Source organism: Corallococcus sp. AB030 (genome assembly GCF_003668965.1).
Classification (GTDB): Bacteria; Myxococcota; Myxococcia; order Myxococcales; family Myxococcaceae; genus Corallococcus; species Corallococcus exiguus.
Genome location: NZ_RAWQ01000250.1, coordinates 1 through 13,183, shown reverse-complemented (window position 1 = coordinate 13,183; position 13,183 = coordinate 1). Strand labels below are relative to the sequence as shown.

General features: G+C 71.2%; 11 protein-coding genes. 4 read left to right on the top strand and 7 right to left on the bottom strand.

The features are described from left to right. Positions 1 to 1,161: YfhO family protein (locus D7Y15_RS38175; RefSeq protein WP_148712971.1), on the top strand; the 1,161-nt coding region annotated here is incomplete at its 5' end. 9 nt (positions 1,162 to 1,170) lie between these two features. On the opposite strand, the gene D7Y15_RS38170 is transcribed toward D7Y15_RS38175, so the two are convergent. Then, positions 1,171 to 1,551, bottom strand: coding sequence for a hypothetical protein (locus D7Y15_RS38170; protein WP_233597394.1), 381 nt, complete (start codon positions 1,549 to 1,551; stop codon positions 1,171 to 1,173). 10 nt (positions 1,552 to 1,561) lie between these two features. Continuing rightward, positions 1,562 to 5,230 carry a tetratricopeptide repeat protein gene (locus D7Y15_RS38165; protein ID WP_120580359.1) on the bottom strand — a complete coding sequence of 1,223 codons (3,669 nt, stop codon included), beginning with the start codon at positions 5,228 to 5,230 and terminating at the stop codon, positions 1,562 to 1,564. Positions 5,231 to 5,322: 92 nt separating this feature from the next. Here D7Y15_RS38165 and D7Y15_RS38160 point away from each other — a divergent pair, with 92 nt between their 5' ends. After that, complete coding sequence (locus D7Y15_RS38160) at positions 5,323 to 5,763, top strand: hypothetical protein (protein ID WP_120580358.1); 441 nt, start codon at positions 5,323 to 5,325, stop codon at positions 5,761 to 5,763. Between the two features lie 336 nt (positions 5,764 to 6,099). On the opposite strand, the gene D7Y15_RS38155 is transcribed toward D7Y15_RS38160, so the two are convergent. After that, a complete protein-coding gene (locus tag D7Y15_RS38155; RefSeq protein WP_120580357.1) occupies positions 6,100 to 7,062 on the bottom strand; it encodes an SDR family oxidoreductase in 963 nt (320 codons plus the stop codon). Further along, complete coding sequence (locus D7Y15_RS38150) at positions 7,059 to 7,913, bottom strand: lysophospholipid acyltransferase family protein (RefSeq protein WP_120592868.1); 855 nt, start codon at positions 7,911 to 7,913, stop codon at positions 7,059 to 7,061. Before D7Y15_RS38150 ends, D7Y15_RS38155 begins: the two co-directional genes overlap by 4 nt. A gap of 91 nt (positions 7,914 to 8,004) precedes the next feature. Between D7Y15_RS38150 and D7Y15_RS38145 the strand changes: the two genes are divergently transcribed. Beyond that, positions 8,005 to 9,429 carry a DUF2252 family protein gene (locus tag D7Y15_RS38145; RefSeq protein ID WP_121755646.1) on the top strand — a complete coding sequence of 475 codons (1,425 nt, stop codon included), beginning with the start codon at positions 8,005 to 8,007 and terminating at the stop codon, positions 9,427 to 9,429. On the opposite strand, the gene D7Y15_RS38140 is transcribed toward D7Y15_RS38145, so the two are convergent. The 3 genes from D7Y15_RS38140 to D7Y15_RS38130 form a co-directional block, all read right to left on the bottom strand. Continuing rightward, the gene (locus D7Y15_RS38140; RefSeq protein ID WP_121755645.1) at positions 9,430 to 10,377 is read right to left on the bottom strand and encodes a polysaccharide deacetylase family protein; all 948 of its coding nucleotides are present in this window, start codon (positions 10,375 to 10,377) and stop codon (positions 9,430 to 9,432) included. Positions 10,378 to 10,392: 15 nt separating this feature from the next. Further along, positions 10,393 to 11,103 (bottom strand): glycosyltransferase family 2 protein, encoded by a 711-nt coding sequence (locus D7Y15_RS38135; protein ID WP_121755644.1) that lies wholly within the window; start codon positions 11,101 to 11,103, stop codon positions 10,393 to 10,395. 78 nt (positions 11,104 to 11,181) lie between these two features. After that, complete coding sequence (locus tag D7Y15_RS38130) at positions 11,182 to 12,495, bottom strand: NAD(P)/FAD-dependent oxidoreductase (RefSeq protein ID WP_120580353.1); 1,314 nt, start codon at positions 12,493 to 12,495, stop codon at positions 11,182 to 11,184. 229 nt (positions 12,496 to 12,724) lie between these two features. Between D7Y15_RS38130 and D7Y15_RS38125 the strand changes: the two genes are divergently transcribed. After that, a partial coding sequence (locus D7Y15_RS38125) for a zinc-ribbon domain-containing protein (protein WP_199746033.1) occupies positions 12,725 to 13,183 on the top strand: 459 nt, incomplete at its 3' end.

Here is a 13,183-nt window from a genome sequence, read left to right as displayed (position 1 = left end):
GGGCTGGGCCTGGGGGTCCTGCTCCTCGCGCTGACAGGCACGGGCGCCCGCCTGGCCGAGGCCCTGAGTGGCTTCTATTCGGGCCGCCCGGAGCTCTGGCCGGAAGTGGCGCGACAGGTGGGTGAGCGGCTCACGGAGGGCGGCCTCCGGACCGGAAGCGTCTGTCTGGCGCTGGGGCTGCTCCTCGTCTGGAGGAAGCTCCAGCCACGGCCCCTGGCCCTGGTGCTCGTCACCCTCGTCGCGGTGGACGTCGCCTGGGTCACCGAGCCCGTGTACGTGTCCTGCGACCGCGACCTCATTGAGGCGCAGCCCCTCTTCGTCGAAACGATGCGGCAGCGCGTGGGGGGCGAAACGCTGCTCGGCCAGACGCGTGTGTACACCGCGGTCGCGACCATCCAGCAGCCGAGTCTGGAGGGACTGTCCCTGGACGACAGGGACGCGGCGGCGAACCTGACGATGCTCGTTCCCGACGTGGGAGCGCGTTGGGGAGTGGAGGCCGCGAACTGGTACCTGCCCACGCTCTCCGCGCGCGTTGGGGCGCTGCTCAAGGACCAGCGCCAGTGGTGGCGGCGCTACGCGGGGCTCGCGGGAGTGGGCTTCTTCACCCTGGACACGCTCCAGGTCCAGAAGCGGGGGATGGAGAAGTACGTCGTGGCGGAGAGCGAGCCCTTCGGCGTGCAGCTGCTCGCGAACCCGCTCGCGCTGCCTCGCGTCTACCTCGCGGCGCCGCGTTGCGTGGCGGGCCCGGAGGAGAGCCTGGCCCTCATCGCCTCCAGCGACTTCGTTCCCGGACGCCAGGCGGCCGTGGAGTGCCTCACGCCCCTGCCCCAGCCCGCGCCGGACGCGGAGCTGGGCAGCGTCCGCGTCGTGGAGCGCGACCCGGACGGCTCCACGGTGGAGGTGGATGCGAAACAGCCCGCGGTGCTGGTCGCCTCGGAGGCCTATTTCTCGGGCTGGACCGCCACCGTGGACGGTGCGCCCGCGGAGGTGCTTCCCACCAACCACGCCTTCCTTGGCGTGGCGCTTCCGGAGGGGCGGCACCAGGTGATCTGGCGCTTCATCCCTCCGGGACAGGGCATGGCCCTGGCGGTGAGCGGACTGGGCGTGGGCCTCTGCCTCTTGCCGTGGCTGCTCCGCCTGCGGCGCGTCCGCCGGGCGTGAGCGGAGGTTTCAGCCCCTGGGAGCGCCAGGCCCACCGCGGGTGGCGCGCATCAGCGCCCACCGCAGCACGGCCATGATGGCGCCCACCACCACGGCGAGCAGGAAGATGACCGCCACGGTGACGAGGCCGAAGACGACGCGCACGCCCAGGTCGGTGATTCGGCCGCTGAAGTACGCCTCGCGCAGCGGCTCCATGGCGCGCACCAGCTCCAGCGCCCGCGCCGGCAGCGAGTCGAGCGCCATGGAGAGGCGCTCGAAGAAGGGCTTGTGGTACCGCCTCCGGACGGACTCCACGACGATGCCCGTCAGCAGGTAGAGCACCGACAGCAGGAAGGCATTGCCCCACATGACCTTCAGCAGGGGGGAGGACGGGGGCCGCGGGTCGCTCACGTCGACCACGCTAGCGCGACGCCCGGCGCTTGAGGAGCGGAAGGGCCTTCTTCACCCGGTTCGCCTCCGACGCGCCCCCCGCGAGCTTCAGGAAGGACTCGTAGGCCTCCACCGCCCGGGGCAGCTCCGCCGTCTCGCGCACCAGCACGTCCGCCAGCGCCAGGTGCGCCAGGCCATCCGTGGGCTCCAGCTCCACGGCCTTGGCCAGCGCCTCGCGCGCGGGGGCCTCCTGACGCTGCTTGAAGGCCACCAGGCCCAGGGCCAGGTACGCGCGCCCGTTGTAGGGGGCCAGCTTCACGGCCTCGTCCGCCGCCGCGCGGGCCTCCTTCACGGCCCCGGCGCCCAGCAGCACCCGCGCCAGCGTCACCTGGGCGAAGGCCTTGTCCCAGACGGTGGGCGCCTTGTCGGCCAGGTCCTGCAGCGTGCGCGCCGCGCCACGGCCACCGCCCGGCAGCTGCGCGTACAGCTCGCCCACGCGGCCGCACGTCGCGTCCGGCCCTTCCCGCCGCGCCGCCGCGAAGGCCGCGTCCGCGCTCTCCACCTGCCCCTGGCGCAGGAACGCCTGGGCGATTTCGCAGAAGGTGTCCGGGTCCTTGGAGTCCAGCTTGTTGGCGCGCTCCAGCGCGGAGAAGCCGCCCTTCGCGTCGCCGTTGGCGAACAGGAGCGCCGCGCGCAGCCGCTGCCCCTCCGCGTCTTCCGGCGCCAGCTTCACCGCCCGGCCGGAAGCCCCTTCCGCCTCCTTGCGGCGGCCGGACTGGTACAGCGCCAGCGCGAAGCCCTTCTGCGCGGCCGCGCTGCCCGGGTTGTCCAGCTGCCACGCCTCGAACTGCTTCAGCGCCTCCGGCGTGCGGCCCAGCGCCAGCAGCGTGCGGCCCAGGGCGTCGCGGGCCTCGCCATGCGCGCCGTTGCGCTCCACCGCCTGCGTCAGCGGCTTGAGCGCCATGTCCGGCAGCCGGCGAGACAGGAGCAGCCGCCCCAGCGAGCACGCGCCCTCGTAGTCGCGCGGGTCCTTCATCGCCTCGTCGAACTGGGTCTGCGCCTTGTCGAGCGCGCGCTCGCGCCAGTACACCTGCCCCAGCGCCACGCGCAGGTCCGTGCGGGGCTTCTTCGCCAGCGCCTTCTCCAGCACGTCGCGCGCCTGGGCGCCGTTGCCCTCGTGCGCGTCCGCCAGCGCGAGCCACGCGACGGCCTCCGGCGGATAGCGGTCGTTCACGCGCGTCTTGCCCAGCTCCACACGGGCGCGCTTCCAGTCCCCGAGCCGCGCGTACGCCGCGCCCCGCACCAGCGACACCTTGCGGCCGCCGTCGGCCTCCAGCCGCTGCAGGGCCTCCTTCTCGCGGTCGCGGTCCAGCAGCGTGCGCCCCAGGCCCTCCTTCGCGGCCTCGCTCTTGGGCTGCAGCTTCAGCGCGGCTTCATAGGCCTGCTGCGCGGCCTCCAGCTTGCCCGCCGCGCGGCCCGCGGCCCCGAGCGCCAGCTGGAAGTCCATGGCCAGCGGCCCCTGCACGCCCTTGGAGAGCATGGTGCGCGCCTCGTCGTACTTACCCAGCGCGGACAGGATTTCGCCATGCACCAGTTGCTGACGGGGCTGGAGCGCGGGGGGCAGCTTCGCGTCCTGCGCGAGCGGCGCCACGTCCGCCAACGCCGCGTCCAGGTCCTGCTCCAGCGCGAGCCGGCTCTCCGCCATCCCGATGCGGGCGGCGGGGTGCTCCTTGGAGACGTCGCGCGCGCGCTTGAACATCTCCAGCGCCTGCGCGAAGTCCTCGGAGGCGAGGTAGTAGTCCCCCAGCGCCACCAGCGCGCGGACGTTGCCCGGCGACGCCTTGAGCGCGCGGTCGAAGCGGTCCAGGGCCTTCTTCTCGTCCTTGGCGGCGATGAGCAGGCTGCCCGCGAGCGCGTGCACCTCCGTCACGTCGTCCTGCGAGGCGAGCAGCGCGCGGTTCGCGGACTCACGGGCCCGGTCGTCGGCGACGAGCGCGTTGGTGGCCAGCACCAGGCCATTGAAGCCGTCCTTCACGCCCGGCTTCTCCAGCGCCTCCAGCGCGAGCCGGCGGTCCTCCGCGTTGGCGCCGTGGTCCAGGTAGCGCAGCGCGTGCGCGTAGCCCGCGAGCGCCCAGGCGGCGGGGCTCGCTTCGTCCATGTCGCGCGCGCGGTCGAGCTGGCGGAGCGCTTCATCCAGCGACGCGCCCGTGTCCTGCGCGACGGCGCGCTTCGCGAGCTCCAGCGTCTCCGACAGCGTCTGGCCACCCTGACGGGAGCGGTAGAGGATGAAGAAGCCCGCGCTCGCGCCCAGGAAGATGAGGGCCACGAAGAGCGCCACGGTCTTCGCGCCATAGCGCTCGAGGAGGGACTGCTTCGCCCGCTCCTTGGCGATCTTCTCGTGCATCTCGCGCTCGTACTTCGCCGCGAGTGCCTCCGTGTCCTTCGCGTTCGCCGCCGCCTTGTTGCGGGCCGCGGCCGCCGCCAGCTCCGTCGCATCCGGGATGTCGTCCAGCAGCGAGCGCTTGCCGCCCGAAGCCGAAGCGACCGGAGCCGGCGTCACCGGCGCGGCCGCGCGAGCCCGCACCGCCTCCGGAGGAGGAAGGTCCCCGAGCAATCCCCCGCCCTGCGACGCGGAGGGTTCATCCGCCGGAGGAGCGTCCGGGAGATCCGCCAGCATCCCGGACTTGCGCCCACGGCTGGAGGCCCCTGGATCCGCCGCCTGCACGGGAGCGGAAGGAGCCTCCACGCTCGGATCCGACGGCGCGGCGTCGCCACGTGCCGGATCCGCGGAGTCACTCGAGCCGGACTCCTGGCCCGAGGCCGAAGCGCCTTCGCTCGTCGGATCCGCACCCGACGCCGCACGTCCTCGGCCCGAGCCCGGCTCCTGTCCCGGATCCACCGGACCGCTGGCCGCACGCCCGCGCCCCGAACCGGGCTCCTGCCCCGGATCCACCGGACCGCCACGCGCCGCATCCCGCCGCGAGGCGCCCTGATCATCCGACTCCACGGGGCCAGGGCCCCGAGCGTCCTCCGCCACCGGCGTCCCGGCGGGAGCCGAGGGCCCACCATGCGCCTCGATGGAGGCGACCCTGGAGGCCGCCTGCGCATCCGTTCCACCCGCCGGCGTCTCCGTCCGGGCGGCGCGGCGCGGCTCCAATCCGGCCGCCGCGGCGGCACGCGCCTCGAACGCGGACGGGGCCGCTTCCGAACCCGGCGGCTCCGGAGCGTCCTCCTCCGGCGCGGCCGCGGGGGTCGCCAGGACGCCCAGGTCCGCGAAGATGGGCGCCGGTCCACCGGACAGCGCCTGCTGGGCCTGATCCAACCACTGCTTCACGCGCCCGTTGTTGGGCTGCAGCGCCACGGCTTTGCGCAGAATCGGCAGCGCGGAGCGGTACAGCCCCCGCTGCAGGAGCACGTCGCCAATGAGGTTGTAGGCGTACGGGTTGTCCCGCTCGATGGCGATGGCCTGGTCGAACTGCTCCATCGCCTCCGCGGGCCGCCCCAGCTGGATGAGCGCCTTGCCCCACAGCACCCGCCCCACGACGGACGTGGGGTGGTTGGAGATGCCCTGCGTACACACCTCGATGGTGCGCTGCGCGTCTCCCTTCTCCAGCAGCGCCTTCGCCAGCTCCACGAAGACGGAAGAGGTCGGGTCCTGCCGGAGGAGCTGCTCGTAACGCTCCACCATCGACTTGGCCATGTTGAGTCGCGACTCCGGTGCGCTTAGCGGGGGAGCGCGGACCATACCACTGCCCTCGTCCGTTCCGCCCAGCGGCTGGTAGCGTCGCGGCCATGAAACGCCTGTCTGCCCTGCTGGTCGCCCTGTTCCTCGGTGGGGCCTGTGCCCACACCCCTCCCAAGTCGGACATGGAAGCGCTCCGCCCCGTCGTCGAGGGCTTCCACAAGAACCTGCGCTGGAGGAACTACCGCACCCTGACCACCTTCCTCGTCCCCGAGGAGCGCCAGGACTTCGACCGCAAGCGCCGCGAGCTCCACGACGACCGCGACCTCACCGTCACCGACTTCGAAATCGAGGACGTGAAGCTCGCCGAGGACGGCCGCCACGCCACCGTCCACAGCCGCATCCAGTGGATGCGCCTGCCCTCCGTCACGGAGCAGACCGACACCGTCACCTCGGAGTTCGTCTTCCGGGACGGCGCCTGGCTGCTGGAGAAGCAGCTGTCGGGACCCTTCGCGGGCGAGCTGGAGCCACGGGAGAAGCCGTCCCCGTAGCCCGCAAAAAAGTCGCCCACCGTCTCGGGGCCGGCCGAGACGATGGGCGTCGAGAGTTCCCCAATGGAACCCCCTACCAGGGTGACGATGTCGCGCGGTACTTCCGGCCCGCTGCGACCCCGCCGTGTTGCCTGGTCTCTAGAGCAATGCGAGTGCCAACCGCTCCGCCCCCCTGCCCCACCTCCGGTTCCCACGGGAAATCAGGTACTTGGCGGCACTCACTCCCCGTCGTCACCGTCCCCTGCCTGACAGGGTTGTCAGGCCCTCCCTGCCATCCCGCCACGTCCCCCCTGACATGGCTGTCAGGGAACTGTCGCGGGGTCCCACGAAAAGCCGCTACTCGCCGATGACGGAGCGGATGGTGTCGCGCATGGAGTGCCGGGACTTCCAGCCCACGTCCTGGACCCAGCGGTTGCCGTCCACGGCGCAGAGGAACTGGATGTGGTCCAGCTCCGGCGGCGGGAAGTTGGCCAGCCGGTAGCGGAACATCAGGCCCAACAGGGGCCGGGCCACGGGGTGTGGCACGGGGATCGCGGTGTGGCCCAGCTCGCGCAGCACGGCGGACAGGGGCACCTGGCCGGGGCCCACGACGTTGTAGACGCCCTTGGGCTCCGGGCGCAGGGCCTCCACCATGGCGCGGGCGACGTCCTCCACGTGGATGAGCTGCACCATGGGGTCGAAGCCCGCCATGGTCCACGGGTGGCGCAGCCGCAGGTAGTTGGACGGCGCGTTCTTGATGGTGGGCCCGACGATGTGGACGGGCCGCAGGATGACCGTCTCGATGTCGGGGTGCTTCCAGAAGAAGCTGTGCGCCAGCATGTCCACTTCGATGAGGTCGCGCACGCCGGAGAAGCGGCTCGCGGCCATCAGCGGCGCGTCCTCCGTGAGGAAGTTGGAGTTGTCCGGGCTGGGGCCGTAGACGTTGGCCGAGGACAGCACCACCACCTTCTTCACGCCGTACTTCGCGCAGTACTCCAACAGGCGCGTGGTCCCCACGACGTTGAACGAGTGGTGCTCCTCCTCGCTCATGCGCGGGTCATGCATGATGCCCATGTGGATGACGGCGCGGACCTCGTTCTTGCGGAAGACGTCCTCCGCCTTCTTCTTGCGCAAATCCAGCTGGTGCATCTCGACGTCCTTCGGCTTCCCGATGAAGGGACGCCGGTCGATGCCGATGATGCGCTCGCGCTTGTGCAGCATCTTCGCCAGCGTGCGGCCCAGGTTGCCGCTGATGCCGGTGACGACGACGGCCGGGCGCTTGTCCGCGACGGCGTCCTTCTCTTCCGTGGAGGCGCTCACCAGAACACGCCCCGGCGTTCCTTGAGACCCTGGTGGAGCATCGCCTGGATGGAGGCCTTCACGGTGCGCACCTTCTTGTCCAGTTCACTGTCCTCGTCGTCCGCGCGGCCGGTGAAGTGGAGCGCGTCGCCGAAGTAGATGCGGTACTTCGTGGGCAGCGGGAAGGGCGTGCCCGTGGGGGTGATGGGGAAGGACGGGAAGCCCAGCAGCTTCGCCACCGGCTTCAGGTTCATCAGCGCGGGCGCCTGCTCCTCCGCGCCCACCACGGCGATGGGGACGATGGGCGTGTTCGTCTCCAGCGCCAGGCGCATGAAGCCCAGGCCGAACTCCTGGAGCTGGTAGCGCTGGGGCCACAGCTTGTTGAGTCCGCGCGTGCCCTCCGGGAACACGAGGATGGCCTCCTCCGCCTCCAGCAGCCGCCGGCAGTTCTCCGGCGTGCCGACAATCTGGCCCACGCGCGCCATGAACGTGGAGACGTACGGCAGGGACGGCACCCACTTCTCCACCATGCTGCGGATGGCGCGCGGCGGGTTGCCCTCCACCATCAGGGCAATGCCAATCATCGCGCCGTCCAGGGGCAGCTGGCCGGAGTGGTTGGACACCAGCAGCACCCTCCCCGCGGGGATGCGGTCCGCGCCGTAGGCCTCCACCCGGAAGTAGTGGCGGTAGAGCCACATGAACGGGGCGATGGCGGCCAGGCTGTAGTCCAGGTTGAACCCGAACGGATCCACCCCGTACTCGTTCTCCGTCCGGGCCAGGGCCTGGAGTTGGTCGGACTGCTGCTCGCCGGCCATGCGCTCGGTCCAGCCGCGCAGACCCTTCTTCACCTTGTCGCTGAAACGCTCCAGCATGGGCTCGCTCCTTAGCACCCCCGCCCGCACGCCGGGAGTGGGCCCACAACCCGCGATGCCCTTCTGACGATAATCCGCCGGAAGGTCCCCCATGCGCATCCCCTCCAAGCCCTCCCGGACGTCCGCCTCGGGCTCCACCGTCGCCGCGACGGTGCTGACGCTCGCCTCCTCTGGCGCCACCGCCGGAAGGCTGGCCCCCGACGTCAGCGACTTCCAGCCCCAGGCCACCACGTCACGGACGGGCAACACCGTGGCGGTGAACACGCTGGCGCCCAAGCGGGCCCAGGCGTCCGGACTGGAGCGGCAGCCCTCACAGGCCGTGTCCTTCGTGCGCGACTTCAACGCGCGGCTGGACCTGCCACCCGCGCGCCTGAAGGAGAAGCTGGCGCAGATGCGCGCAAGCCCCTCCGCCATGTTCCGCGCCATGCCCGCCCTGTTCCACGCGGACCTGCGGGGCCCGTACGCGCAGGAGGCCCGGCTGACGGACCGGCCCGCGCCGGACATCCGGGTGGTGGGCGACGCGCACGTGGGCAACCTGGGCACGTTCCGGGGGCCGGACGGCAAGGCGGTGTGGGGGCTCAACGACTTCGACCAGACGGGCACCGCGTCGCCGGAAGCGGACCTCACGCGCCTGGCCACCAGCGCGGTCCTCACCGCGCGCGAATCGGGCCTGTCCGCGAGCGAGCAGATCAAGGCGGTGGAGGCGCTCGCGAAGAACTACTTCGAGACGCTGGAGCTGTTGGCGGACGGCGACGCGAACCCGGGGGCATTCCTGGACAAGAAGGAGTCCTCCGGGCCGGTGAAGGACCTCGTCAACAAGGCGCGCGACACGTCCGCCAAGGACCTGCTGTCCAAGTACGTGAAGCTCGACGGCGCGAAGGGCCCGCGCTTCCTCACGTCGGACACGCTCAAGCCGCTGGACGCGGAGAAGAAGGCGGCGGTGCGGACCGCGCTGGCGTCCTACGAGAAGACCCTGGACGGCACGGAGGGCGTGGCGGTCCCCCTGAAGGTGCTGGACCTGGCGGAGCGGCTGGACGCGGGGGGCAGCAGCTACGGCCTGGAGCGCGACTACGTGCTCGTGGGCGCGGCGGATCCGAAGGCGCCCCCCGTGCTGCTGGAGTTGAAGGAGCTGCTCGCGTCCGGCGTGGCGTCGCCCCCGGTGCCCGCGAACGGCGCGGACGTCGTGAAGGCGCAAGAGGAGCTGGGCGGAACCATGAATCCGCTCACGGGCGCGGTGAACATGGGCGGCCGGGCGTTCCTCTTGCGCGAGGTGGAGCCGGAGAAGAACAAGCTGGACGACGCCGTGCTCGGGAAGAAGAAATCCCTGCGCTCCACCTTCGAGCAGGCGGGCGTCGTGCTGGCCCGCGCCCACGGCAACACGCAGGCCCAGGCGAAGTGCCTGGAGGACTGGGTGGGCGGAGACACGAAGGAGGCCACGAAGCGGCTGGTCGCCTTCGCGCAGGCCTACGCGGATCAGGCCGAAGCGGACTGGAAGGCCCTGAAGGCCGCGCGCTGATCAGAGCGTGGCGGACAGCTGTCCCGCCGCGTCGCGCAGGGTGACGACATCGAAGTCGTCCTTGAGCCACTGGAAGATGCTGCGCAGCCGCTCCATCTTCTTCGTGGCGCTCACGCGCAGGTCGCGCTGCTGGCGCGCGAGCTCCGGCGGGATGCCGTCCGTGGCGTCCAGCACGTCGACACCGTGGAGCTCGAAGTTGAAGAAGGCATCCGCCCGGCACGTGCGGTACGCGGCGCGCATCGTGCCGCGAGGCAGGGTCGTCGCGAACGTGCCGATGAACGGGAAGCGCACCACCGGCGTCACCGTCATGGGCAGCTCCAGCACGGCCCCCGAACCGCGCCGGTAGGGCTGCGCGGGGTCAGGCCGGTACGGCACGCGCGGAGCCAGCAGCACGCGAGGGGTGTCCAGCACGGAGCGCGACGGCCGCCCCAGCGCCGCGAGCGCCCCCATCACCGCCGCCTTCGCCGCGTAGTACGGGGCCGCCGGAAACGCGGATGAACCGTACTGGTAGCCCTGCGCCACGGTGGCCGCGTACAGGTCCGCGTTCAGCGTGTAGCCCGGGGCACGAAACCCGGAAGGACGCACGCCCACGGCCTTCAGGATGGCCGCGTCCGCGCGCGACAGGTCCTCTGAAATGGCATCCGGCCCACGCCGGGTGAGCGCGTAGTCATGGGCGTGGCTGTGGCTCGCAATCTCCACACCCGCCGCGTGGGAGCGCCGCATGCCGTCCGCCGCGCCGGGGTCCGACTCCAGGTCCTCGCCGATGACGAAGAACGTCCCGGGCACGCCCACCGCCGCGAACAGCTCCAGGAAGCGCTGCACCGCCACGCGGTGGATCAGAGTCCGCGCGCGCTCATCGAGCAGCGACTCGGGCAGCCCGTGGATCCGGCAGTAGTGCGGCAGCGAATCCAGGTCGACGGAGATGGACGCCAGGCGCGCTGCCGTCATGGGGCGACCCTCCGCTCAGGTCCCGCGGACGCGGATGACGTAGAAAAGCTTGCCCACGTTCTTGAGCACGTTGGGCACGCGCTTGAACAAGTGGATGGACGGCTGGCGCTTCTCATGGAGCTGGATGGGGATCTCCATGACGTTCAGTCCCTCGCGCCACGCGCGGATGACGAACTCGCTGGCGAACACGTCCATGTCCACCACGCATTTCTGGATGACGGGCAGCAGCGCTTCCCGGCGGAACGCCTTCAGGCCGTGCGTGTCCGTGCCCTGGAAGCCCAGCGCCACGCGCAGCAGCTTGTTGTGCACCCGCGTGGCCGCGCGGCGGACGAAGGGGCGCTGGTCGCTCGCGCCCTTGGCCGCCTTGGAGCCCACGACCATGTCCGCCTCGCCGCGCTCCAGCCGGGGCAGCGCCGCGTCGTAGAAGGTCAGGTCGCAGAGGTCGATTTCATCGCAGACCACGTAGGTGCCCTGGGCCTTGAGGATGCCGGCCTTGAGCGCCACGCCGTAGTTCGGCGTCTCCGAGTGGAACCAGCGCAGGCGCGGGTTCTTCGCGCAGATTTCTTCCAGGAGCCGGGGCGTCGCGTCGCGCGAGCCGTTCTCCGCGAAGATGATTTCGTAGTCGAGCCCGCGAGCATCCAGCCCCTGACGCAGCTCTTCGGCTGCCTGGGCGATGATGGATTCCTCGTTGTAGACGGGGATGACGACGGAGAGGTGCAGGGCCATGGGTCCGGAAATGCGAAGGGAAGGCCCTGGGGCGTAGCACGCCCCCGGACCACCGTCGACAGGAGACGACTCCCTGCGTCAGCCGTTCAGCGTCCGGGCGCAAGCCCGCCCGTCCAGGATGGCGTCCTCCATGGAGGCGTACTCCCACTTTCCATAGCGCCCCGCCATGAGGATGCCGGCGTGCTCCAGGAAGCGCTTCACCTCCGCCATCGCGGGGCCGTAGGCGTCGTCGTAGAGGACGTACGCGTTGGGAATCTCCCGCCCCTTCGCGAAGAGGATGTCGTCCGCCGAGTGGATCATCCGCGAGCGCACCAGGTCCTCCACCGCGTACTTCTCCGCGTCCGCCACGGACAGCTCTCCGTGATGGCTGAACTCCACGGAAAAGCTGGCCGTGTCCGGCGGGGCCAGGGGCGCGAACACCGCCGACGGCGCCCCGATGCGGTACGAGTGGAACTCCGGCTCCGGCAGGTAGATCCAATGCCACGGCTGGCGGTTCGCGCCCCGGGCGCCCACGCACACGTACGTGACGATGAAGGCGCGCAGGCGCTTCGTCGCGGCCCGCACCTCGTCCGGCACGCCGGAGGCGCCCTTCCCGATGAGCTCCACCAGCGTGGGCAGCGCGATGGAGGACACCAGCCCCGAATACGGCACGGTGCGCCCGTCCGACAGCGCGACCTGCTTCGTCTTCCAATCGATGGAGACGGGCTCGGTGCGCACGCTCAGCTCGCCGCCCGTCAGGTGCTGCTTCATCGCGCGCGCCAGGCTCTCGATGCCGCCCTCGCGCGGGTAGAGGAACGACGCGTTGTAGCCCAGCTGATCACTGCCCGCGCCGAGCGCCCCGTCCACGACCTCCTTGAGGGAGGGGCGCGGCACGAACCGGCCGACCCACGCGGCGGACATCTCGCGCGGGTGCACGGTCCAGAGCTTCTGGTTGTAGGGCAGCATGAAGTTCTTCGCGAAGCCCTCGCCCATGTAGCGGAGGATGAACTCCTCGAAGTTCACGGGGTCGCGCTCGCGCAGGGCGCGGCCCTTCTCCCCGTAGATGGCCTCCACGTAGCCGACCAGGTTCTCCGCCACGACCTCCGGCGGCAGCCCGTGGGTGTTCACCTGGTAGGGGAAGCGGGTGAAGGTGTCGCGCGAGAAGATGGCGGCGCGGCGCTGGATGCGCACCAGCTGGTCCGGGAGCCAGAGCGTGTTGACCAACTCCTGGATTTCCGGGTCGCGCAGGTGGAGCCAGTGACCGGTGGGGTCGAAGTAACACCCGTCGATGACCTCGGTCTTGATGAGGCCGCCGACCCGGTCGGACTTCTCGATGAGGCGCCAGGGGCGCTTGAGGAAGTGCGCGGTGGACAGGCCCGCCAGGCCCGCTCCGAGGATGACGATGGGATCCATGCGCCGCCGGGTCTACCACCCCGGGAGGGGACCTGGAAAAGGGATGCACACTGTTGGTGTTGGCGGGCGCCCGCCCTCCTGCCCGGCCGGGTGACAACAGTGCGCGCTGGGGACGCGTTCTTTCCGGGCTTGAAACGGCTCTGCTAGCCTGCACGCGCCGCGCGGACCATCGCACGCCCCCGTCATTGCTGCGCGTGCGCGCGCCAGCCGGTCTCGTCGAAGGAAAACAATGAAAGTCTCCTGCCCGTCGTGCCAGACGAATTACAACATCGATGACAGGCGGATCCCGCCCGGCGGCGCGAAGCTGAAGTGCGCCCGGTGCCAGACCACGTTCCCCATCAAGGCCGATGGCGCGAGCGGCGAAGCTCCCGAGGCCGCGGCGCCGCAGCCCGCCGCCATTCCGCTGCCGGGCACCGCCGCACCCCAGTCCGCCGCCATCCCGCTGCCGGGTGCCGCCGCGCCGCAATCCGCCGCCATCCCGCTCCCGGGCAGTGCCGCGCCCCAGTCCGCCGCGATTCCGCTGCCCGGTAGCGCCGCGCCCCACCAGTCCACCGCCATCCCACTTCCGGGCAGCGCCGCGCCCCAGTCCGCCGCCATTCCTCTGCCGGGCACCGCCGCCCCGCGTGCGGCCGCTCCGGCTCCGCAGTCGGCCGCCATCCCGCTGCCCGGTAGCGCCGCGCCCCAGTCC

Excerpts from the sequence above, each read along its gene's own strand:
- D7Y15_RS38165 (WP_120580359.1), bottom strand. The coding sequence starts at position 5,230 with ATGGCCAAGTCGATGGTGGAGCGTTACGAGCAGCTCCTCCGGCAGGAC.
- D7Y15_RS38160 (WP_120580358.1), top strand. The coding sequence starts at position 5,323 with ATGAAACGCCTGTCTGCCCTGCTGGTCGCCCTGTTCCTCGGTGGGGCC.
- D7Y15_RS38150 (WP_120592868.1), bottom strand. The coding sequence starts at position 7,913 with ATGCTGGAGCGTTTCAGCGACAAGGTGAAGAAGGGTCTGCGCGGCTGG.
- D7Y15_RS38145 (WP_121755646.1), top strand. The coding sequence starts at position 8,005 with ATGCGCATCCCCTCCAAGCCCTCCCGGACGTCCGCCTCGGGCTCCACC.
- D7Y15_RS38140 (WP_121755645.1), bottom strand. The coding sequence starts at position 10,377 with ATGACGGCAGCGCGCCTGGCGTCCATCTCCGTCGACCTGGATTCGCTG.
- D7Y15_RS38135 (WP_121755644.1), bottom strand. The coding sequence starts at position 11,103 with ATGGCCCTGCACCTCTCCGTCGTCATCCCCGTCTACAACGAGGAATCC.
- D7Y15_RS38130 (WP_120580353.1), bottom strand. The coding sequence starts at position 12,495 with ATGGATCCCATCGTCATCCTCGGAGCGGGCCTGGCGGGCCTGTCCACC.